Origin of the sequence: Methylobacterium sp. CCH7-A2 (assembly GCF_001557075.1) — a bacterium.
In the GTDB taxonomy this organism is placed as follows: Bacteria; Pseudomonadota; Alphaproteobacteria; order Rhizobiales; family Beijerinckiaceae; genus Allobosea; species Allobosea massiliensis.
Genome location: NZ_LSKN01000248.1, coordinates 1 through 20,695 on the forward strand (window position 1 = coordinate 1; position 20,695 = coordinate 20,695).

The window sequence follows — 20,695 nt, forward strand, 5'->3', positions numbered from 1 at the left end:
ACAGTGGCCGGTTAATTATTGGATTACCCGGCCGGTCGCGTCGGAATCTGCAGTCTGAGCTCTATCGCCGGGATCGGCGCCATCGTGATGGCGGCGATGGTTGGTCTGGGCGTCCCGGGCAAATCCGATGAGAACGCGTCATCGGAGGAGCCGGGCTTCTATGCGCCTAAAGGCCAGCAGCAATCGCCTCCCTTGCGGGTCGAGGTGATCGAGGGGGTCAGGTTCCGGGATATCGAGACCGGCCAGATCTACACGCTCTACGGGATCGACACATGCGCGCCGGATCAGCGCGCGACGCTCGGGCGTCAGCCATGGCCTTGCGGGGTCATCGCAACCGCCTGGCTCGTTTCGGCGACTCTCGGAAAATGGATCGCCTGCGCCAGGATTCATGAACGCGACGGTGTCATCCAGGCTCGCTGCGCCTCCTCTCAGCATGGCGATCTCGGCGCCGCCATGCTGCGTGAAGGTCTGGCTGTCTCGATTCCGGTCGAGCCGCCGCTCAGGACCTATGCTGCGCTCGAGCAGGATGCTCGGAAGGCCTATCGCGGCCTCTGGGCGAGCCGCTTCCAGATGCCGGCAGAGTTTCGGCGCAGCGCCGCGGCCGCGCTCAGCGAAGCCGAGGGAGCCCGGCGATGATAGGGCATGGCCCCGAGAGAGAGAGCCGCGTCATCGATAGGAGACGCGGAATGGCCGCGATGCTGACCGTCCTGCTCGCCTCCTGCGCGCAGCCGCAGCCGGTGAGCCTCGTCGCGGAAGGTCGGCCTACGAGCGATGCTCTCTATCGTGCTGACCCCGTCAGACCAGGTCGCCTGGCCTATGCGCCGGACCGCGCAACCTTCGCTCCGATGCTGACGGAAGCCTACACCTACCCCACGCAGCCACAGGCCGAGCAGGCCTGGCAACGAGCAAGCCTCAATCGCATGGAGGTCATGGCACGGAATGATGGGCCGCCCGGCATCCGACTGTTCGGGTGCAAGCCGGGCGCGCTCGACAGTTTGACTGGACGCATCACGCGCTATCGCGGTCCCGTCGTCCATTGCGCGGCCGATGTCGCGATGGCGTCAGGATTGCCGCCTCGGCGCGAGACGGTGAACTTCTACTACCATGGAGGTGCCTGGAGCCTGCTTATGACCGATGCGCCGCGGGCGCCTGTTGCCTGGCTCAATCGCGAAAAATCGGTGCGCGATCCGTGGCGGTTCCTGCCGTGGCGGGATCGCTACGAATGAAACCGACTTTGTCGAAAAGTGTTGCGAGTTCTGGGCGATGCCTGCGATGGGGGCGGCATCGTCGACGCGCCGCCCGCTGCGTTACGACGATCGCCACAGCCCTTGTCTGGCAAGGCGTGCAACTCGATGCCGGCGCGCAAGAGCGCACACCCGATCCCGGGGCCTGGCGGCCCGTCTCCTATTCGGATCTGACGGCCCCCGCCCCTGCAAACGCGACCTTCGTGGACATCTGGAAAGAAGAGATCGAGGCGAACAACAAGACCTATCGCGAGAAAGGCGACTTTCGCTTTGCCGGCGGCAACGCGCCAGCGACCGAAGCGCATTTCGTGATCTGGAGTCCCGCGAAATCCGTCGTCCTTTCGATCCTCAACACCGCGACGCACTGCACGACGAAGCAGCGTGACGCCGGCGTTCTCGTCAAGCTCTGTCCTATGCGACTTGTCATCTATGAAGGCGTCCGGACCCAGGTGCTCGACGCCGATCGCGGCTGCTTTGTCGAGATCGACCCCTCAATCGGTCAGCAATCCAGCGTGGCCGCAGCCTACGCTGCTTATGACCTCGGAGCCCGAACGATCAAGACGGGTCTGGTCGTTATGGGCCAAGCTGTCGAGGGCTGTTCGCATGGCATTCCGCTGCCGCGATGAACCGGTGGAACTCAATTCGTGTTCCAGAATCGCGGCGGACCTGGACGCCTAACGCAGCCCACCATTGGCGGTCCGGGCCTCTGGCGCTTAACTCACCCCACCCGCCGTAGGAAACAGGAGCAGGTCATGAACCAGGTTTTGCGAGCGGCCGGCACACTTCTTCTGATCATGGGTGCCGGGCAGGCCATCGCGCAGTCCGATGGGAACTCGGCCTGGCGGGCGATGACGTTCCATGATTTCCGTCAGCCATCAAGCGATGTCCTCCAGACGGTCGTCTGGCCTGACGTGATCGCGGCCGCCAATGCCTACACCGAGAATGAGCTTAAGCGCCCGCTCAAAGGTCGCAATGCGCTCGTCACGGCGTTGTCCTCGACCTATCAGCTCGGCGATCGCACCGTGATCATCAGCACTGCGCTCGTGCGTGGCTGCGACAGCGGCGCAAATTCGAGCGGTGCCGAGATCGAGCCATCGCTCTGTCCGCTCCGCATCCTCGTGATGAAAGCCGGAAAAGTCGTCTCATCCAAGACCGAACACGGCTGCTACATCGACCATGCCGACAAGGACCTCCCCCAAAAGAACCGCAACGACAGTTCCTATACGCGCTTCGACCCGAAGACCGGAACGATTGCGCTTCGCACGGTCGTGGGCGGCAAGGAGATCCCGTCCTGCCAGCGCAGCTACGCTGTCGACTGAAAGGGGGACCGGCATGCCAAGATTCACAAAGGTCTGCTTCGCGCTCAGCCTGGCGGTGAGCCACATTTTTGCCTCGAGCGCGATCGCGCAACGGGGCCAGTACTGTGAACGGACGAACTATTCAGCTCAGCAGATTACCGATGCCGTCCGAAATTCGTCCCTGCGCGATGATCTGAAGTCGACCTCGTGTTCACTGGGCGGGCTCGGACGTTATGAATCCGGCGGCAATAAGGGCGTCTACAATGGCAGTTGCTGCACCGGCATCTTCCAGCTCAACAATGCCAATGTCCGAAAATATGCGGGCACCGATCGCGAGGGCTACGGATGCCTCACGCTGCAGCAGCAGGTCAATGCCTGGGCGAACCTGACCAATGACGGCTACAATACGGGGGTGGTGCGCCAGCTCGCATCGATGCAGACTTTCGACGGCCAGAAGGTCGACGCCGGCTTCCTGTCAGCCTGCATCCAGCTTGGAACGGGGAACTGCCAGAGGATGGTGAGTTCCGGCCGGTGCTCGGGCTTCGCCGACATCAATGGCACAACCATCTGCGACATGGCCCGCTCCGCGCGCGCGATGACGGACCCGAACTGCAAAGATGGCGAAGCGTCATGCACACAGGGGCCGGGGGATTTTCCAACAAACATCGGTGTCGCTGCAAATCCGCCGACGGCCGACATCGCAAATGTCGTCGTAGGATCTTCGGAGGTTTGAGTCAGTCAGGTTCACGAAATCTCGTCGGGATCAATCGCGATCATTGCCGCAAGCCGCTCAAGAGAGATTCGAGTCTCTTGAGGCAGGGAAGTTTTTCGATAGTAGGCGTGAACGAGCGCCCAGTACGCCACAGATTCCGAATTTCCTGCGAACAATGCTTTTGTCATGCATTGGCCAATTATAGTAATCGCACGGATTGACGATCCATGCCGGTCGTAGAGCCGCAACGCCATCTCCTGAGCTTGTATCGGTCCCGCTGTCGTCACAATTTGCTCCCAGATTGGCTCATCGCGGTAGTTGTGTCAGTCTGCCAAGAGCATCGGACCGAATATCCTATTCAAGCCGATACTTTAGCTCTTTGATTTTGCATTGGCTTTATCGAAAGCCGCGTCCACTTTTCGGGACGATGCTCTAGCGGTATGAACGCTGAAGGAGCCAACGATGAATTCGACCGATGCATTCGCTTGAAGTTAGACGCTCCTCTTACGGTTGCGGTGCCCGGCGCCCGACTTTTGACGTAAGCATTCGCATCCAACAATCCGCCTGAATTTCGTCGGACCCATCTGACAATGCCGGTCGATCTTTATAGTGGCTCTGAAAAACCTAATGATATCTTAGATTTATAGAAAGCAATCACGAGAAATACTGATTGTCTGATATCAGATAAGAATAATGTGAATCACAATTGTTCCGAGGTTCTGAGCATTTGAGCGCATGAATAATTGACCTAAGTTCAATTCATAGCGCAGAGAGCACGAATTGGCTTCTATGACGCTTAGCGCAGTCAGCGAAGCACCGAAGAGTGGCCGGGGTCTCCTCGATTAGCTCAATTTGCGGCAACTCATCCAGATCTGATGACGTTCGCCAAAGGCAGATGACTTGCTAAGGACGGCATCCAAGGCAAGCTACTATGCTCCAGTTCCGTGCTGTTTCGCACGGGGGTGTAAGGGGGAATTCGTCGTAGCCAATGCGATTCCCGCGATGATCACAACAAAAGCCACAGGGTGAAACCACGCCAGCCTCTCGCCGAGAAAAACCGCGGCAAGTCCAGCGCTGAAAACTGGTAGGAGGTGCATGAACATCCCCGTCGTAGCTGGTCCGAGCGTGGCGACGGAACGGTTCCAGCAGACATAGGCCAGGATCGACGGAAAAACCGCAAAATAGAGCAAACCGAACGCAATCCGTGGCGTGGGCACAAATGTTCCGACCGCATTCGTTTCCGCGAGGACGAAAGGAACATGGAAGAGGACACCGAATGCAGCCGTAACCCCGAGCAGAGATAGCGCCTCAAGTCCAGGTGGCCGCCATCTGATCAGGACGGTGTAAAATGCCCAAAAGCTCATGCCGATAAAGACGAGTACCTCGCCGCGGCTAATCGAGAAGTGGGCGAGCGAGATCAGATCGCCGCGCGTGATCACCAGAGCGGCCCCGACCAGCGAGACCAGAATGCCGACGGCTCGCCGCGGCGCCACTAGTTGACCGAGCAGAACGCGTGCGATCAGGATCGTGACCACTGGAAGCAAAGCGTTGACAAGGGCCGCGTTGACGACCGTCGTGTGATGCAGGGCGGTATAGATGAAGCAGTTGAAAGCGGTCACTCCGACCGCTCCCAGCAGCGCCAAAAACGGAAGCTGGCGCTGGATCCTCGTCCAGTCGCGCCGCGTTGGCCGCCAAATGAACGGCAGCAGAATGAGAAATGCCAGCAGCCAGCGCCAGAAGGACATCTGTATCGGCGGGATATCGTCACGTATCAGCCGGGCAATCAGGAAATTGCCCGACCAGAACAGCGGTGGAAGCACCGCGACCCAATAGGCGGCCGGAGCGGCGCCCGCAGACGAGCGCGTTAATCCGGCCCTGGAATATTCAGCCATTCGCTTGCTTCTTCGCCTGGCGGACTTCGGTATAACGTCCTAGGATCGAATTGACTCCAACAGCAAGCAGGAACACAATAAGTAAAAGTGCGTACATGCGTGGCATATTGAAAGTCGCGTAGGTTTGAATGACGGCGTAACCCAGTCCTTGATTTGCGAGTTTTGTCTCGGCTAGGAGTGTTCCGACGATCGCGACTCCCAAACCAATACGGATTCCATTGAGAACAGGAACCCGCATGGCTGGGATGTAGATTTTCATAAACATCTGAGCGGCATTTAGACGAAAGCTCATTCCGACTCGGATTAGTACCTGATCCACCTCGCGCATCGAACTCGCAACGCTGACGGCCACGGGAAAGAAGCAAGAAAGGGCCCCCATGGCGATCTTCGATCCAACACCAACGCCAAACCACATGATCATGATCGGGAAGAAAATGATCTTCGGCGTTGGACCGAGATAGTGCAGCAGAGGCTCGAAGGCATGGCCGAGATAGCGGTTACGGCCAAGGACAACCCCGACGGCAATGCCACTTCCGCCCCCTATCGCCACCGCCAGCAGCACCTCACTGACTGTGATGCCGAGGTTCCAATAAAAGCCGCCGTCGAGAAAGAGCAGAACGAATTCTTTCGCGATGAGCGACAAAGACGGGACGACATCGCGATAGAGCAATCCGGACCGCGCGAGTGCCTCCCATGCGACAACAATCGCCGCTAGTATTGCCAATCGCGTCAGAATGACCGATCGAGATTCATCGGCTGCGGTATTTGAGACCGACTTCGCCGGTTCTCGCATGGCAAGCAACTGCATGATTTAAGTCCCAGGACAGTCAGAATTACCGGCGCGGTGGAATCCGGATCAGATCGTCGAGCTGTACCTTCGTCAAAGGCTGCGCGGTATATTTCAGCGCAACGGCATCAGGTACGATAGTCTCCAGTCCAACGATACGATCGGGATTCAGCGCCTCTTTCGGGAAGAACTCATCTCGTGTCCGCCTAGCGATATCAATCGGCACGCCGACGAATTCTGCGTAGACCTTGAGCGCCTCTTCGCCGGAATACATCGCCTCGATCGTTTCGCGATAGGCTTCCATGAAACGATTGATCTGATCCTGCTTATTCTGAAGCACCGATGTATTGGTGATCAGCAGGCGCACGGTTTGGCTCTTGAAGGCTTTCGTATCGTTGCCGGTGGCAATGACACGGATTTCGCCCTTGCTCAGCTGTTCTAGCCCAAAGGGAGGAGCGGACCAGCCGACATCGATCTGGCCCGACATAACCTGAGTCAGTGTCGGAGCAGGACCTCCCGTAGCCGTTAAGCGGGGCTTGATGCCGTTTTCCTGGACAAAGGCGTTGACAACACCATGCGTGGAAGAGCCGTTGGTCGAATAGGCAACAGTCTTACCGTCGAAGTCCTTCAGCGTCTTGATCGGCGAATCCGCCTTCACATACCAGTAAAGATCCTGGCCGCCCGTGGTTTCCGCGCCGATAATCCGAATTGGAGCTCCTTTCGAATACGCCGAAAGCGCCCCCATGATGCCACCCGCGACTCCGATGTCGACGCTGTTGGAGAGCACAGCCTGTTGCGTCTCTCCGCCGCCTTGCGTGTAAAGCAGCTGCAGCTCGAGGTTGTGCCTTTTGAAGATGCCGAGCCGGCTTCCAATTTCTGCCACAGAAGTATCCCAGTTGCCACGCTGACCAACTGCGAGTTTGAGTTGATCCTGTGCGGCAGCTAAGCTCACACTTGAAGCTGCAATAGCAATAGCGCCCGCAGCAATCAGTAGTCTCTTTAGAATAATCACTTGAACCTCCCATAAAGTTTTGTTGGTTTTTTGGACAAGCTCTAGCTTGGCCGCCCTTGCCGATCTAGATCTTGAACGCTTCCAGTGTCGGCAAATGAAAAAGCTCATCAATTCCCAACTGGCGAGGCGAAAGACCTTGCGAATGATGGGTCTTCAGGAAAGCGTCGAGCACATGCAGGTTGGGTCCAACTCCGTAGGACCAAAAATCCTCGCCCATCAGCGCGCGGGCCGATTGAAGTTGCTCTTCCACGAAGGGCAGCGTGATCTTCGTCGCCGAGGTATCACTCAGCCGTCCCAGCGCAACCCGCTTCGATTGCTCAAAGGCCTTTAACAGTGCAGCCGGCAGCCATGGGTGCTCTTCAACGATGGTGCGGCGGGCGCCTATGGCATGCATGATGGGAAAAATCTTGGTGCGCCGATAATAGTCGGCGGCGGCAGAGGTCGGATCCGAAAACAGCCGCACGACGTTGGGATGACCAGCCTCGAAAGAGGAAGGTGAGCGCGGACCGATAAAGCCATCGATCTCACCGTTGGCAAGCATCTGGTTCAGGGATCGGTCTGCAGGCGCTTGCTCCAGACGAATGTCCGACGGCAGTGACACCTGAATCTTCTCGGCACGCCCGGGTTGCTCGATACCGCCCCGCACCCAGGTCACATCTGAAGGCTTCACCCCGTAATCATCTTCAAGAAGGGCGCGAATCCAGACACAGGCGGTAAGCTGGTATTCAGGGCAACCGATACGCTTACCCTTCAGATCCTGCGGCTTCTCGATGCCACGGTCGTTGCGGATAAAAATGCCGGTGTGCCGGAATGCTCGCGAGACAAAAGCCGGGACGCCGACATAGGGGTTGGTCCCTTGTGCTGTCTTGATGGTGAAACTCGAAAGCGAAGCTTCGCAAACGTCGAATTCAGCATGCCTGAAAGCACGAAAAAAAATCTCCTCCGGCACGAGCTTCATGAAGACAGGATCGACACCATCGATTTGCACCTCACCATCGAGCAGCGGCCTGTTGCGATCGTAGTCACCAATAGCTATTGAAAGACGAAGCTTCGACAATGATCCCTCCCGAGCGGCCCACCGGCCGCGCTCTTTACCGAGGATCATGCTGTCTGCTGGCGCCCGCGACAAAGACTTATCCGAGATGCCAGTTAGATATTAGCTGTTTGGCGCTGCCGCCCCGACCCGTCTCGCGAGCGGTCCCAGCGACTCAAGCAGACGTTTGACGATCGTGTTGAGAAAGCTGTCGATCGCGTCCTGATGACGCGAGAGCGGCGCATGAGACGGCTTCAGCAGGTAGAGGGTACGCGTCAGGGGGGTGTCCGAAATTCGTTGGACTGCAATTTTCCCCGCTCGAATTTCCTCGACGGCTGTCCCATAGGGCATGAAGCTTGATGCTGCGCCCCGGACCACCAAGGTTCGCATCGCAGGAATGGACTGCGCCTCGTAAACGATCCGCAAGTTCAGCGTGTATTTCTCGGCCGCGCTCTTCAAGAGACGCTGGACCATGTCACGCTCGCCGGCCTGAACCAGATCATGTGTCAGCGCCTCGGCCAACGTCAGCGATTCTGGAAGGGACGTGTCGGTCGCCGGGCGTACGAAAAGAAGCTCCTCGATAAGAATGGCCTTGCGCTCAACCCCTGGTCGCGGCTCGTCGGCGCCATAGGCGAAAGCGTAGTTGAGTTCGCCGCGTTCGAGCGACATCGCAAGGCCGTAGCTCAACTCTTCCACCAGGCTCAATGACACGTTCGGCATGGTCTGCTTGGCATCGAGCAGCATGTCCGGCCCGATCTGCAGCACGATGCTCGGAGTCAGACCCAGTATGAGCATCTCCTGCTCATGACCCGGCAGACCGCGAAACTCTCGCTTGATCTCCTCCACGTCCTGAAGCAGCCGACGCGCGCGCTCCAGAAGGAGCTTGCCGGCCTCCGTGAGTTCGACGCCACGAGAGTGGCGTAGCAGCAAATCGGCGCGGAGTTCCTGCTCGAGCTGTCGAATTTGCAGGCCGAGGGCAGGCTGAGCGACATTGAGCTGCTCGGCCGCGCGCGTGATGTTCCCGACCTCCGCGATTCGTACGAAATATTGAAGCTGTCGAAGATTGATCCTCGCCTCCTCCGGCACTGGATGACGCGCCGATTATGTCGGCGGCGCGCCCTGTCGAGAAGAAGCTAACGCATCGCGCTTGCGACCACGAGGCACATTACCGCGAAGGGCGAAGCCAGCGCTCTATCCACTCCAGCGCCGAAAAGAGGACCACGCTAACCAGGATAACGAAGATGATCGTGGCAAAAACGCCAGGAAGATCGTAGCGCTCGGCGAGGTCATTGATCAGCTGGCCAAGCCCGCCGAAGTTGATCAGGAATTCAACGCCGATGAGGTTGATCAGCGTGAAAATCAGGCCCAGGCGGATCCCGGTAAAGATCGTTGGAATTGCCGCTGGAAACTGGATTTTCCAGAACAACTGGCCTGAGCTCAGATTGTAGCTATGACCGACGTTCAGCAGCGTCTTCCTAACAGCCTGGAATCCTTCAAGGGTCTTCAACAAGGCCGGAGCAAGCCCAGCAACGAAACCCATCGCGACGATTGTTGCCGAGCTACGACCAAATATGACGAGAAAAAGTGGGTAAGCGAGCACGATCGGCGCAGCCGCCGCCGCAGCGATCCATGACTCTGTGGCCAGCCTCAGGATGCGGTGCTTGTGGAGCAGTATACCACCACCGATGCTGAAGCCGATGACAAGCAGGCTCGCGGCAAGCGCCTCCGCACCGGTAACCAATAGCCGGTGTAGAAGCTGTTCCTCGGCGAATAGACGACCGAAGGCGCCGAGAACGGCTGAAGGAAACGGGATTACGAACTGGTTCAGCACCCCGATGGCGAGCATAGCCTCGACGGCGCAGAAGCAGAGTGCGACACAGCCCAAGCCGAACGCAATGGGTGGGATCCTCACAGCTCCCACGGCTTAGGCTCCCCTCAGCCGCGCACTATCCTCGGCCTCTGCCATACCACGCGAAGCCTCCTCGCGCAGATCGTTCCAGATCTCCGCCACGTAACGACCGAAAGCGTCGCTCCCGACGACATCGCCTTGGCGCGGACGCGGCAAATGAATATCAACGATCCTCTTCACCTTGCCGGGCCGGAAAGTCATGATGAGAACCCGATCGGACAGCTGCACGGCTTCCGTGATGTTATGGGTAATCAGCAGCGTGGTCTGACGCAAATCCTGCTGGATCTTGAGAACCTTGTCTCCGAGCAGCACACGGGTCTGCTCATCCAGAGCCGCGAATGGCTCGTCCATCAGCAGGATCTTTGGCTCGAATACCAGAGTGCGGGCAATGGCCACGCGCTGCCGCATGCCGCCGGAGAGCTCGGACGGATAGCGCTGCTCGAAGCCAGTCAAGCCAACCATGTCGATGAACTTGCGCGCGACCGCATAACGCTCGGTCTTAGGCACGCCTTTGACCTCTAGCGGAAAGGCGACGTTGTCGATCACGGTACGCCACGGGAATGTCGATTCTTCCTGGAAAACCATGCCAATCGACGCATGAGGCCCTGAGATCCGCTCGCCTCCGACCACGACGGACCCGTCATAACCGCCTACGAGCCCTCCGAGGATGTTGAACACCGTCGACTTGCCGCAACCCGACGGGCCGATGATCGACACGAATTCCCCTCGTTTGATCTCGAAGGACACCCCGTCAACTGCGGTCACCGTCCCTTCACGCGTATTGAAACGCATGGAGACGTCCTGGATGACCAAATCGATCTCATCTGTCGTGTCGGCCGCCAGACGCAGCTTCGCACTGGATGCCCGCATATCCGTTTCGTCCTCTGAATGGCTGCCGCTCATTAGCCCAATCCGCGCTTCGAAACGCACAGGGGTGCGGCGCGCGGAATGGAGGCATTGCTATCTATTGCGATAAGTCCGAGCATGTCGGCCCTTCCCTTTATCGCGGTTGTCGTTTTGGAGATGCTCCGCTTGCCATCAACGGTATGAGGGTCGGGCAGCCAGGTCCAAGATTATCTCGCTTGGCCTCTCAAACATTTGTGCGGTACCCTCGACGTTCCGCGTGGGTGCGCGAAAGTTGGTAACGCACGCATGAATAGAGGACTAGATTAGAGCCGAGACCCGGAAATCATGGCAAACAGAAATCAGGCGCGGGTCGAAGAGCCAGCGGTCGAGTTTAACGATTTGCCTTTGCAATCGAGCATCGGCTATCAGTTGCGCATGGCTAATCGTGCGATGCAGCGTTATCTTCAGTCGCAGATCGAACCGCATGGCGTAACGCTCGGCATGTGGTACTTCTTGCGCGCCCTTTGGCAAGAGGACGGCCTAACACAGCGCGAACTATCTCAACGAATCGGCACGATGGAGCCCACAACCCTCTCTGCCTTGGCGGCGATGGAACGCTCCGGGCTGGTGACCCGGGAACGTGACGATACCGATAGACGCAAGCTGAACGTGAGGCTCACGCCGAGGGGGCGCGGGTTGAAGAAAAAACTGATCCCCTGCGCCGAACACGTTATCGATCGCGCAACGACCGGCTTCGCTCCAGAGGACAAGGCGAGATTCCTGGGCTATCTCGCCACGGTTCAACGCAATTTCGGGGACAGCTACGCGACGCCTGAAGAGGTCGACTAGTCTCCGGCTGTTTTGGACCCTTCGCGGGTCATCCCGGCGGCCATCGTCGGGTTATAGCCGGGCTTCACCCGCGCATCGATCACGACCGACGCACCCGCCTTTGCGGCCGAGACCCCTTCGCGAACGGCCTTGACGAGATCGGCCGTGGTCGTTACAGGGCCGATTCCGACGAGCCCTTGCGCTCGCGCAATGGCTGCGATGTCGATGTCGGGGTCTCCGATCCGCTGCCCGATCCACTTGTTTTCGACCGGCCGGTCTCTCGTGCGCGCGACACGTTCCTGATGGATTTCGTCATTGTAGAACGACCGGTTATTCGAAACGATCGCCAGGAAAGGCAGCTTGTAGTGAGCGGCGGTCCACAGCGCCGAAACCCCCATCATCGTGTCCCCGTCGCCGAGGACGGCGACCGGAAGCCGTTCGGAGCCCTTGAACGCAAGCGCTGCGCCAACGAGCATGCCGGGGCCGGAACCAATACCGGCGCCGCCATCGGAACCGAGATAATCAAGCGGGTGGCGAAAGTGCCAGGACTCGCCGGCCCAACCCAGCGGCAGTCGCACCAGCGAGACGATCTCGTCGCGCAAAACCTCCCCGATCGCTGCAGCAAGCGAGACGACATCGAGTTCCCGGGCCTGCTTCTCGAGGTTCAGCGCAGGCAAGGCCGGAAGCGTGTCCGGCTCCGAGCCCGCACCCACGCCCAGCTCATCCGCGATAAGGTGCAGGGTGAGATCCGGGTCGCCGCTCAAATACAGGTCGGCGGGCGGCAGCGCCTGATGATCCATGCTCCAGCCATTGTGGAGATGGTGATCGAGCGCAACGTTGATCACCTTCGCACCGGCCGCGCCGCCCCCCTGCTTCAGCGTTCCGGCGAGATCGACCCAGTCGAAAGCTGCGATCACGTCCGCCTCGCGAATATGCCGGGCTCCCGTCTCGTCGAGGAAATGGCCGGGCTTGGCGGCGTGGAGCTCATGGTCGGTTGGGAAGACCGCGCCCACCTTGATATCGGTGAGCACCCGCGCCTTGAGCCGCTCCGCGAGCGCGACACGGCGCGCCCAGTCGCGCGGGTCGCGCGACAGCCGGCCGAGCAGGATGAGCGGGTTTCGGGCGCCGGCGAGCAGCGCAGCGGCGGCGGTGATGTCATCGCTCGCCGGAACGCTCGTGGACGGCGCCCTGTAGCGCGCCGGATCGGGAAATTCGGGCATGGCCTCCAGGCGTCGCTCCTGCATGGAGACGTCGAGGCAGACATAGGTCGGCGCCATGGGGGTCGCGCGCGTCAGGTTGACGGCGCGCAGCAGGGATTCGAGCGTCGCCGGCACAGAAACGGGCTGGTCGTCCCATTTGATATAAGGCCTGATCAGCGCCGCCTGGTCCTTGGCGGTGTGCAGCCAGTCGATCCAGGGGCGCCGCTCGGCGGCGTCGAAAGGCCCCGTCGCGCCGAGGATGAGCATGGGAACGCGATCGCACCACGCATTGTAGATCGCCATCGCTCCATGCATGAGCCCGACATTGCTGTGAAGGATCACGCCCATCGGATGGCCGGCCACCTTCGCATAGCCATGGGCTACGGCGACGGCATGCTCCTCGTGCAAGCACAGCAGCATCTGCGGCTGCTCGTTGCCGAGATGGTTGACGAGGCTGTCATGCAATCCGCGGAAGCTCGAACCCGGATTCAGGGCGAGATACGGTATGTCGAGCTTACGAAGCATGGCGGCGACGGCGTCACTGCCCCAGATCCCGTTATCGTGGGATGCTACCGGCACATCGATGCCGTCCAACGGAATGCTCATCAGGTTTTCCTCGGTTGTTCTTCTCATTGCTCAGGCGCCGACATCCGCACTTCTCGCACAGGATGTCGGCGGCCAGAACGGTTGATGATTGTCTGGCAGCAAGCTCCGGCGCTTTGGGCGGGAGCCGGTTGAGCGCGCGGCGCCCGCCCGGCATCGCACCAGGGCCGGATCCCGCAGGCCGCTCAGGCGCGGCCCTGTTTCAGGCTGACGTGAACGTTCTTCTCCTGCGTGAACGCCAGGAGTTCGCCCAGACACTCCTCGCGCCCCAGCCCCGATTGCTTCCAGCCGCCAAAGGGCGCTCCGAGGAAATGCTTCGAGACCTCGTTGATCCAGACGAAGCCGGCCTCGACCGCCATCGCAGTGCGATGCGCCTTGAGCAGGTCGTTGGTCCAGATCGAGCAGGTCAGCCCGTATTCGACGCCGTTGACCTGCGACACCATCGCAGCTTCGTCGTCCCAGGGCGCGATCGCCAGGACCGGACCGAAGATCTCCTCGCGGGCGATACGCATCCCTGGCTCGACATCGGCGAAGATGGTCGGTTCGATGTAGAAGCCCTTTTTCAGGGCCGGGCCGTCCGGCGTGCCGCCACCGGTCACGAGACGCGCGCCCTCCTCCCTGGCCGACGCGATGTAGCCGAGCACGCGCTCGTACTGCGTACGGCTGATGAGGGCGCCCATCGTCGTCGCTTCGTCCGTCGGCAGGCCCGGCACATAGTGGCTCGCCTTGGCCGGAAGGCGGGCCAGTACGTCTTCGTAGATGGCGCGGTGCACGAAAGCACGGCTGGTCGAGCCGCAGGACTGCCCGCACCAGGTGAAGTTCATGCCCGCGACGATGGCCTGCGCGACCTGCTCCGGGCCGGCGTCCGGGAAGGCGATCAGCGCGTTCTTGCCGCCGAGCTCGAGCAGAACCGGCTTGATCGTATCGCTTGCGGCGCGCATGACCGCGCGCCCCGCACCCACGCTGCCGATGATCGCGACCTTGTCGATGCCGGGATGGCCGGCAAGAGCGGCGCCCGCCTCGCGCCCGCCCGGCAGGACGCTGAACACGCCCTTCGGCAGAATGCCGTGGACGAGCTCCGCCAGCCGCAGCGATGACAGCGGCGCCTGTTCCGGCGGTTTCACGATGACGGCGTTGCCGGCCGCGAGCGGGGCCGCGATCTTGCCGGCACAGAACATGAACGGGTGATTGAAGGCGAGGATACGCGCTACCACGCCGAGCGGCTGCCGAACCGTGAGGTTCAGCGCATCCGGCCCCATCGGAATGGTGTCGCCCTTCATCTCGGTGACGAGACCTGCGAAGAAATCGAGCTGGGCCGCGGCGATCGCGGCGTCGCCGATCATCTCGCGCACGGGATTGCCGCAGTTCGCCGCATCGAGGGCGGCGAGCTCGCGCGCATTGGCGCGCACCACGGCCGCAACCTCCTTGAGAAGGCGCCCGCGCTCCAGCGGCACGACGTCGCGCCAGACACGGAAAGCCTCGCGAGCGGCGACGACCGCTGCGTCGACGTCGGCGCCGCCGGCCTCCGCAACATCTCCGATCGGTTCATCGAGCCCTGGATTGAAGGTCGGGTTGTAGCGGCCCGAACTCGGATGGTGCCACTCTCCGCCGAAATAGAGACTACGGCCGCTCGGTGCCGGTTGAGTTTTCAACATCCTGGGGTCCTCACAAGCCACCGCCACGTCAAAGGGCGGCCGCAAGGGCCGCCCTTCCTAAACTTCTTCAGGATCAGGACTGTGCCGCAGCCGCCATCTCGGCTTCCGTCTCATCCTGTTCCATTCCCTCGATCAGCGCGATTTCCTCGTTCGATGCGCCGAGGCGGCGCCAATCGTCGCCCTTGGGAACGATCCCCTGATAGGAACGCAGCTTGGCCTGCGGAATATGGGGTTCAATCAGGCCGATAGGCGGACCGCCGGCCGCGTATTTGCGGGCGGCATCAATCATGACGCGGCGGAACTGCACAATAGCGATGTCGCTGGCACCGAGACGTTCGCTCGTCCGGTCGGCAATCGGCCCCATGGACTCCCACATCATGATGTCCTGATTGGGGATGCCCGGAACGCCGGTGAAATTGCCCAGCTTCATCCACTGACGATCCTGCAGATAATTGTTGGCTCGGTTACGCAGGATCGGCTTGTAGTTCTTGTCGAGATCGATGCCGACCTGCGCCACGCAGAACTTGCGCCAGCTCTCCTGGTCGATGCAGTCATCATTGCCCCAAGCGATGAAGTGGAAATAACTCGAGACATCATCTTTGGGCACGATCACGGTCGCGACGTTGTAGGACGAATTCGGTGGAATCAGCGCGGCAAACGGCGCCACATAGACGGTCAGACGGACGTAATCATGGGTCTGGGCATTCGCGATTGGCCGACGCAGAGCTGCGTAGCGGAAGCCGTAATTGGTGAGTTGCACCTGGATTCGTGGGTTCTTATCGGTGGAAGGCCGCGTCCAGTGCGTGTCGGTTGCCCCGGCCGTGGTCACGCGCGCCGGCTTCATGTCGGAGGAGTGGAGGCTCGAGGAGTGAGCGGAATCGATCTGCCCCTCCATGATCTGGGCCCAGTTGCAAGGCAGGTCGATCTTCACAATCGAGACCTTGGCTTCGGGCGTCGGCGCCCAGGGCGGCGCCTCGAACTCCGGCATCTCGTCCTTCGGCCCCATATAAACCCAGATGAAGCCGCCGGCCTCATGGGTCGGATAGGCTTTGTGCTGGACCTTGTCGGCGAAGCCGCTCTCGGCCGGCTCGGAGACCATCTCCAGCACCTTGCCGTCCACGTCGAACTTCCAGCCGTGGTAGAGGCAACGCAGGCCGCATTCCTCGTTGCGCCCGAAGAAGAGCGAGGCCTTGCGGTGCGGGCAGTATTCGCCCAGCACGCCGATGCGCCCGTCCGTATCGCGGAAGGCGACGAGATCCTCGCCGAAGAGCCGGACGCGAACCGGGGCGCCGTCGCTCTCGACGAGTTGCTCCGAGAGCAGCGCCGGCACCCAGTGGCGCCGCATCAACTGCCCCATGGGCGCATCGCCCTCGACACGGCACAGCAATTCGTTCTCTTCATGCGTCAGCATTGGCTTCCCTCCATCTCGTCGGCCGGGGCTAGCCAGCCGGATAATACTTAGATATCTAATCCTCACATTAGTCTGGATGCAAGCTCCTGTCGAGCCGGGCAGGCTGAGGGTAAAATGGCCGAGGAAAATCAAACTTTTAACGTAAAAATCGCCGAGAAGCGGGCGATTGCCGACGACATCGTGATGTTCGAGCTGCAGACGGTCGACGGCAGCCCGCTGCCGCCTTTCACGCCGGGCGCGCATCTGGGCGTGCAGGTGCCCAATGGCGAGCTTCGCAAATATTCGCTCTGCAACGGGCCTGACGAGCTCGACCGCTACGTCATCGCGGTGAAGAAGGAGCATGGCGGACGCGGCGGGTCGATCAGCCTGATCGAGGAAACGAGGGTCGGCGACGAGCTCCCCATCACGCCTCCGCGCAACGACTTCTCCCTGAAGGAGGGTCCGTCGAGCTACATCTTCATCGCCGGGGGCATCGGGATCACGCCGATCCGGTCGATGATCCGGCATTTGATGGCGACGCGGGGCAGGCCGTTCAAGCTCTATTATTTCACCCGGACGCCGGCGATGATGGCGTTTCGCGAGGAATTTGCCGGTCCGGAATTCCGCGGCAAGGTCGTCATCCACCATGACAACGGCGACCCGGACCAGGCCTATGACCTCTGGCCCGTGCTGGAAGAACCGAAGGGCGCCCATCTCTACTGCTGTGGCCCGCGCGGCCTGATGGAGGCTGTGCGCGACATGACCGGCCACTGGTCGTCCGCAGCGGTGCATTTCGAGGATTTCGGCGCCGCCAGGGCGCGTCCGGAGGACAATACGCCCTTTACCGTCGTTCTGGCCAAGAGCGGCGAGCGCTACGAGATCCCGGTCGACAAGACGATCCTCGAGGTGCTCCGCGCGGCAGGCAGGACATTGCCGAGCTCCTGCGAGAGCGGCACCTGCGGCACCTGCAAGACGCGCCTCGTCGGCGGCGAACCGGACCATCGCGATCTGGCCCTTTCCGAGCAGGAGCGTGCGCGCAACATCATGATCTGCGTCTCGCGCGCGAAATCCGACGAACTTGTGCTCGATCTCTGAGGAACGGTGATGAGCGATCCGTTACGCCTTGGCGTGGTCGGTCTCGGCCGCGCTTTCATGCTGATGCTGCCCACCTTCGCTCAGCACCCGCTGATGCGCCTGACCGCGGCGAGTGATCCGCGCGAGGAGGCGAGACGGCGGTTCGAAGCCGATTTTTCGACGCCCGCCTCGGCCGCGCGCGTTTACGGGACGCCCGAAGCGCTATGCGCCGATCCCGGCGTGGAGGTGGTCTATATCGCCTCGCCCCACCAGTTCCATGTCGAGCATGTGCGGCTGGCCGCGCGTGCCGGGAAGCATATTCTCGTCGAGAAGCCGATGGCCCTTACCCTGGCCGATTGCCGGGCCATGATCCAGGCTGCCCACGAAAACGGCGTCCATCTCCTGGTGGGCCACAGCCACTCCTTCGACGCCCCCTATCTTCGCGCCGCCGAGCTGATCCGCTCCGGCGTATACGGCCGGCCGCGAATGATCCTGGCGGCGAATTTCACGGATTTCCTCTACAGGCCCCGACGGCCGGAGGAGCTCGACACCAGCCAGGGCGGCGGCGTGGTGTTCAGCCAGGCCGCGCACCAGGTGGATGTCGTCAGGCTGCTGGCGGGGAACAGGGTCAGCACCGTTCGCGCCGTGACGGCGCGGTTCGATCCGGCTCGCCCGACCGAGGGCGCCTACCAGGCGTTCCTGACGTTCGCCGATGGCGCGAGCGCTATGCTGACCTACAGCGGCTACGGCCGCTACGATACCGACGAGCAGCTCGGCTGGCTCGGCGAGCTCGGCCAGAAGAAGGACCCGTCGCAATACGGCTCAGCGCGCAGGGCGCTCGCCAAAATCGCGACGCCGGAAGAAGAAGCCGCACTCAAGAACAAGCGCGCCTATGGCATCTCGACAGGCGGGGCTGGCCCCTTCCCCGTCCCGGAGGGTCACAACCATTTCGGGCACATCGTGGTCTCTTGCGACAAGGCCGATCTGCGCCCGACGGCCGAAGGAGTCCACATCTACGCAGACGAACGCAACTGGCTCGACAGGTTGCCGGTTCCGGCGGTGCCGCGATCGGAGGTCGTGGACGAGCTCTACGCGGCCGTGCGCAACGGGGTGCCGCCGCTCCACTCCGGCGAGTGGGGCATGGCGACTCTGGAAACCTGCCTGGCCATTCTCGATTCGGCGGGCTCTGGCAGGGAGGTCGCCCTCGGCGGCTCTCCTGCGGGCGTCTGAGCAGCCCTTCCCTGCCGGCGCAGACGCCGCGTCAGGAGTAGGCGGGCAGTTGCGGCGCAAAGCCCATGATGGTGGTGAAGCGCCGGCTGAAATTCGGCCAGGCTTCCAGATTGACGATGCGCGGCGGCGCCCGGCCGTTCAACAGTTCGATCCATTGCTCCGCCGCCGAAACCGCCATCTGGCGCAGCGCCTCCTCGGTGATGCCGCCCGTATGCGGCGTCGCCAGGACATTGTCGAAAGCCAGCAGCGGATGGTCCGGCGGCGGCGGCTCCTTCAGGAACACGTCGATGCCGGCCCCCGCGATGCGCCTCTCGCGCAAGGCCGCGGCGAGCGCCTCCTCGTCATGGATTCCCCCGCGGGCGGTGTTGATGAAATAGGCGGTCGGCTTCATGAGCGCGAACTCCGCCGCGCCCAGCATGTTGAGCGTCTCCTTCGAGCGCGGGCAATGAACGGAGATGTAGTCGCTGCTGCGCAGTAGCTCGCCGAGATCGACCTTGCGTCCATGGCGGCGCGCGATCTCGTCGGCGTCGAGATAGGGATCGCAGGCTAGCACCGTCATGCCGAACAGCCGGTGGCAGAGCTCGGCGAAGCGGCGGCCGATCGTGCCGATGCCGATGATGCCCACCGTCTTGCCGTGGATGTCGTTGCCTTGCAGCGCGTAGCGGTCGACCGCGGCGCCCGGCCGGCGCAGCAACTTGTCGGCAAGTCCGATGCGCTTGGACAGGGCGAGCATCATCCCCAGCGCGTGCTCGGCCACCGCCTCGGTATTGGTTCCTCCCTGGTTGCAGACCAGGACGCCGGCCGCCGTACAGGCATCGACATCGATATAATCGTAACCCGCGCCGGTCGAGCTCATCGCCAGCAGATTCGGGCATCGCGCGATCAGCGCCGCATCGCCGAACCAGGGTTCGCGCAGCTCGGTGCGTGCCTGGACCTGATAGCCGTGGGCGCCTGCCATGATCTGCCAGTTGCGGGTTTCCGGCGTGGCGTAATCGAGCTTGACCAGCTCGAGGTCGTCGCGATCGCGCAGCATGGTCTCGGCTACAGAATCGACCCAGCTGTCGAAGAAGACCAGCCGCGGCCTGTTGGTCGAAATGCCTGTCATGATCCGTCCGTCCGGGAGCGAGGCCGCATCAGCGGCGGTTCCAGTGAAGAATACGCTGCTCGATGCGCAGGAAGCCGGCATTGAGCGCGAAGCCGCAGATGGCGAGCAGGAACAGCGCGGCATACATCTCGGCGGCACGGCCGGCATATTGCATCGAGACGAGATAGTAGCCGATGCCGGCATCGCCGGCGATCATCTCCGCGACCACCGTGACGATGAAGGCCAGGCCGATCGCAACCCTGATCCCGGCAAAGATGAAGGGCAGCGTCGCCGGCAGCAGCACGGCCCGCATCCTGCGCAGCGGCGGCACCCCCAATGTGCGCGCCACCAGACGATAGGTCGGCTCCACCGAGGTCGCGCCCTCGAGCGTGTTGATGAAGACCGGGAAGAACGCCGTCATCGCGACGACCGTGATCTTCATTCCGTCGTCGAGCCCGAGGAAAAGGATCAGCGGCGGCACCAGCGCCGGAACCGGCAGCGGCCGCAGCAGCTCGACCAGAGGCTCGACGGTCAGGCGCAGCCAGCGGCTGGACGCGAGTGCGAGCCCGACGAGCACGCCGATGGCGCTGCCGAGCACGAGGCCTGCCAGCATGCGGTAAAGCGTGCCGACCAGCGCGAGCAGGAGATCGCCGCCGGCGAGGCTGGTGGCTGCGACCGCCAGGGCCTGCGTCACCGGCGGCCAGTTCTCGCTGCGCACGATCCCCAGCCTCGCGGAGAGTTCCCAGGCCAGCAGGAGCAGCACCACGAGCAGGTAGCCGCTGACGCGGCGCCGGCCCGGAAGTGTGCCGTTCCCGGCGGAGCCCGTGGCCTCGCGGGAGGGTCGTGCTCGCCGCAGCGGAGCGCCGGACGCTACGGAGCCTTGCGGCATGGCGCCTCCT

The 20,695-nt window shown here is 61.7% G+C and carries 20 protein-coding genes; 8 read left to right on the forward strand and 12 right to left on the reverse strand.

The features are described from left to right. The first annotated feature begins 87 nt into the window (after positions 1–87). The 5 genes from AX750_RS19210 to AX750_RS19230 all read left to right on the forward strand — a co-directional run bounded on the left by AX750_RS19210 (position 88) and on the right by AX750_RS19230 (position 3,275). Positions 88–636, forward strand: a complete 549-nt coding sequence (locus AX750_RS19210) for a hypothetical protein (RefSeq protein ID WP_066735000.1) — start codon at positions 88–90, stop codon at positions 634–636. Positions 637–686: 50 nt separating this feature from the next. Beyond that, positions 687–1,226 carry a hypothetical protein gene (locus tag AX750_RS19215; RefSeq protein ID WP_066734883.1) on the forward strand — a complete coding sequence of 180 codons (540 nt, stop codon included), beginning with the start codon at positions 687–689 and terminating at the stop codon, positions 1,224–1,226. Next, positions 1,223–1,870: a hypothetical protein gene (locus AX750_RS19220; protein ID WP_245282453.1), complete on the forward strand. Its 648-nt coding sequence runs from the start codon at positions 1,223–1,225 to the stop codon at positions 1,868–1,870. Before AX750_RS19215 ends, AX750_RS19220 begins: the two co-directional genes overlap by 4 nt. A gap of 126 nt (positions 1,871–1,996) precedes the next feature. Further along, positions 1,997–2,563: a hypothetical protein gene (locus AX750_RS19225; protein ID WP_066734888.1), complete on the forward strand. Its 567-nt coding sequence runs from the start codon at positions 1,997–1,999 to the stop codon at positions 2,561–2,563. A gap of 13 nt (positions 2,564–2,576) precedes the next feature. Further along, positions 2,577–3,275 carry a hypothetical protein gene (locus tag AX750_RS19230; protein WP_066734890.1) on the forward strand — a complete coding sequence of 233 codons (699 nt, stop codon included), beginning with the start codon at positions 2,577–2,579 and terminating at the stop codon, positions 3,273–3,275. A gap of 908 nt (positions 3,276–4,183) precedes the next feature. Here the strand turns inward: AX750_RS19230 and AX750_RS19235 are convergent. The 7 genes from AX750_RS19235 to AX750_RS19265 form a co-directional block, all read right to left on the reverse strand. After that, on the reverse strand, positions 4,184–5,146 hold the full coding sequence (locus AX750_RS19235) for a DMT family transporter (RefSeq protein ID WP_066734892.1): 963 nt from the start codon (positions 5,144–5,146) through the stop codon (positions 4,184–4,186). Beyond that, a complete protein-coding gene (locus tag AX750_RS19240) occupies positions 5,139–5,954 on the reverse strand; it encodes an ABC transporter permease (protein WP_245282454.1) in 816 nt (271 codons plus the stop codon). Before AX750_RS19240 ends, AX750_RS19235 begins: the two co-directional genes overlap by 8 nt. 25 nt (positions 5,955–5,979) lie before the next feature. Then, entirely contained in the window at positions 5,980–7,053 is a 1,074-nt protein-coding gene (locus tag AX750_RS19245) for an ABC transporter substrate-binding protein (protein ID WP_245282455.1), read from the reverse strand. Next, positions 7,010–8,050 (reverse strand): ABC transporter substrate-binding protein, encoded by a 1,041-nt coding sequence (locus tag AX750_RS19250; protein WP_245282456.1) that lies wholly within the window; start codon positions 8,048–8,050, stop codon positions 7,010–7,012. Before AX750_RS19250 ends, AX750_RS19245 begins: the two co-directional genes overlap by 44 nt. Positions 8,051–8,101: 51 nt before the next feature. Further along, entirely contained in the window at positions 8,102–9,064 is a 963-nt protein-coding gene (locus tag AX750_RS19255; protein WP_066734897.1) for a LysR family transcriptional regulator, read from the reverse strand. Positions 9,065–9,143: 79 nt separating this feature from the next. Next, a complete protein-coding gene (locus AX750_RS19260) occupies positions 9,144–9,824 on the reverse strand; it encodes an ABC transporter permease subunit (RefSeq protein ID WP_066735012.1) in 681 nt (226 codons plus the stop codon). A 78-nt stretch (positions 9,825–9,902) separates the two neighbouring features. Next, the gene (locus AX750_RS19265) at positions 9,903–10,790 is read right to left on the reverse strand and encodes an ABC transporter ATP-binding protein (protein ID WP_245282457.1); all 888 of its coding nucleotides are present in this window, start codon (positions 10,788–10,790) and stop codon (positions 9,903–9,905) included. A 288-nt stretch (positions 10,791–11,078) separates the two neighbouring features. Between AX750_RS19265 and AX750_RS19270 the strand changes: the two genes are divergently transcribed. Continuing rightward, positions 11,079–11,582: a MarR family transcriptional regulator gene (locus AX750_RS19270; protein WP_066734903.1), complete on the forward strand. Its 504-nt coding sequence runs from the start codon at positions 11,079–11,081 to the stop codon at positions 11,580–11,582. Here AX750_RS19270 and AX750_RS19275 read toward each other — a convergent pair. The 3 genes from AX750_RS19275 to AX750_RS19285 all read right to left on the reverse strand — a co-directional run bounded on the left by AX750_RS19275 (position 11,579) and on the right by AX750_RS19285 (position 16,429). Next, positions 11,579–13,366 carry a thiamine pyrophosphate-dependent enzyme gene (locus AX750_RS19275; RefSeq protein ID WP_066734906.1) on the reverse strand — a complete coding sequence of 596 codons (1,788 nt, stop codon included), beginning with the start codon at positions 13,364–13,366 and terminating at the stop codon, positions 11,579–11,581. The two genes, AX750_RS19270 and AX750_RS19275, sit on opposite strands and share 4 nt — an antisense overlap. 182 nt (positions 13,367–13,548) lie before the next feature. Next, entirely contained in the window at positions 13,549–15,018 is a 1,470-nt protein-coding gene (locus AX750_RS19280; RefSeq protein ID WP_066734909.1) for an aldehyde dehydrogenase family protein, read from the reverse strand. A 73-nt stretch (positions 15,019–15,091) separates the two neighbouring features. After that, entirely contained in the window at positions 15,092–16,429 is a 1,338-nt protein-coding gene (locus AX750_RS19285; RefSeq protein WP_066734912.1) for a Rieske 2Fe-2S domain-containing protein, read from the reverse strand. 114 nt (positions 16,430–16,543) lie between these two features. On the opposite strand from AX750_RS19285, the gene AX750_RS19290 reads away from it, so the two are divergent. Together AX750_RS19290 and AX750_RS19295 are read left to right on the forward strand one after the other, a co-directional pair. Continuing rightward, positions 16,544–17,503: a PDR/VanB family oxidoreductase gene (locus AX750_RS19290; protein WP_066734920.1), complete on the forward strand. Its 960-nt coding sequence runs from the start codon at positions 16,544–16,546 to the stop codon at positions 17,501–17,503. Positions 17,504–17,512: 9 nt separating this feature from the next. Next, a complete protein-coding gene (locus AX750_RS19295; RefSeq protein WP_066734936.1) occupies positions 17,513–18,712 on the forward strand; it encodes a Gfo/Idh/MocA family oxidoreductase in 1,200 nt (399 codons plus the stop codon). Positions 18,713–18,743: 31 nt separating this feature from the next. Here the strand turns inward: AX750_RS19295 and AX750_RS19300 are convergent, their stop codons facing one another. Together AX750_RS19300 and AX750_RS19305 are read right to left on the reverse strand one after the other, a co-directional pair. Next, positions 18,744–19,817 (reverse strand): hydroxyacid dehydrogenase, encoded by a 1,074-nt coding sequence (locus AX750_RS19300; RefSeq protein WP_066734939.1) that lies wholly within the window; start codon positions 19,815–19,817, stop codon positions 18,744–18,746. A gap of 28 nt (positions 19,818–19,845) precedes the next feature. Further along, a complete protein-coding gene (locus AX750_RS19305) occupies positions 19,846–20,685 on the reverse strand; it encodes an ABC transporter permease (protein ID WP_066734941.1) in 840 nt (279 codons plus the stop codon). Positions 20,686–20,695: the final 10 nt, after the last annotated feature.

Bases quoted from the DNA above. Each gene is read 5' to 3' on its own strand.
- AX750_RS19295 (WP_066734936.1), top strand. From the start codon at position 17,513: ATGAGCGATCCGTTACGCCTTGGCGTGGTCGGTCTCGGCCGCGCTTTC.
- AX750_RS19275 (WP_066734906.1), bottom strand. From the start codon at position 13,366: ATGAGCATTCCGTTGGACGGCATCGATGTGCCGGTAGCATCCCACGAT.
- AX750_RS19245 (WP_245282455.1), bottom strand. From the start codon at position 7,053: ATGAGCTTTTTCATTTGCCGACACTGGAAGCGTTCAAGATCTAGATCG.
- AX750_RS19230 (WP_066734890.1), top strand. From the start codon at position 2,577: ATGCCAAGATTCACAAAGGTCTGCTTCGCGCTCAGCCTGGCGGTGAGC.
- AX750_RS19290 (WP_066734920.1), top strand. From the start codon at position 16,544: ATGGCCGAGGAAAATCAAACTTTTAACGTAAAAATCGCCGAGAAGCGG.
- AX750_RS19305 (WP_066734941.1), bottom strand. From the start codon at position 20,685: ATGCCGCAAGGCTCCGTAGCGTCCGGCGCTCCGCTGCGGCGAGCACGA.
- AX750_RS19265 (WP_245282457.1), bottom strand. From the start codon at position 10,790: ATGAGCGGCAGCCATTCAGAGGACGAAACGGATATGCGGGCATCCAGT.
- AX750_RS19300 (WP_066734939.1), bottom strand. From the start codon at position 19,817: ATGACAGGCATTTCGACCAACAGGCCGCGGCTGGTCTTCTTCGACAGC.
- AX750_RS19235 (WP_066734892.1), bottom strand. From the start codon at position 5,146: ATGGCTGAATATTCCAGGGCCGGATTAACGCGCTCGTCTGCGGGCGCC.
- AX750_RS19240 (WP_245282454.1), bottom strand. From the start codon at position 5,954: ATGCAGTTGCTTGCCATGCGAGAACCGGCGAAGTCGGTCTCAAATACC.
- AX750_RS19225 (WP_066734888.1), top strand. From the start codon at position 1,997: ATGAACCAGGTTTTGCGAGCGGCCGGCACACTTCTTCTGATCATGGGT.
- AX750_RS19220 (WP_245282453.1), top strand. From the start codon at position 1,223: ATGAAACCGACTTTGTCGAAAAGTGTTGCGAGTTCTGGGCGATGCCTG.
- AX750_RS19215 (WP_066734883.1), top strand. From the start codon at position 687: ATGGCCGCGATGCTGACCGTCCTGCTCGCCTCCTGCGCGCAGCCGCAG.
- AX750_RS19285 (WP_066734912.1), bottom strand. From the start codon at position 16,429: ATGCTGACGCATGAAGAGAACGAATTGCTGTGCCGTGTCGAGGGCGAT.
- AX750_RS19210 (WP_066735000.1), top strand. From the start codon at position 88: ATGGCGGCGATGGTTGGTCTGGGCGTCCCGGGCAAATCCGATGAGAAC.
- AX750_RS19280 (WP_066734909.1), bottom strand. From the start codon at position 15,018: ATGTTGAAAACTCAACCGGCACCGAGCGGCCGTAGTCTCTATTTCGGC.
- AX750_RS19250 (WP_245282456.1), bottom strand. From the start codon at position 8,050: ATGATCCTCGGTAAAGAGCGCGGCCGGTGGGCCGCTCGGGAGGGATCA.
- AX750_RS19270 (WP_066734903.1), top strand. From the start codon at position 11,079: ATGGCAAACAGAAATCAGGCGCGGGTCGAAGAGCCAGCGGTCGAGTTT.
- AX750_RS19260 (WP_066735012.1), bottom strand. From the start codon at position 9,824: ATGCTCGCCATCGGGGTGCTGAACCAGTTCGTAATCCCGTTTCCTTCA.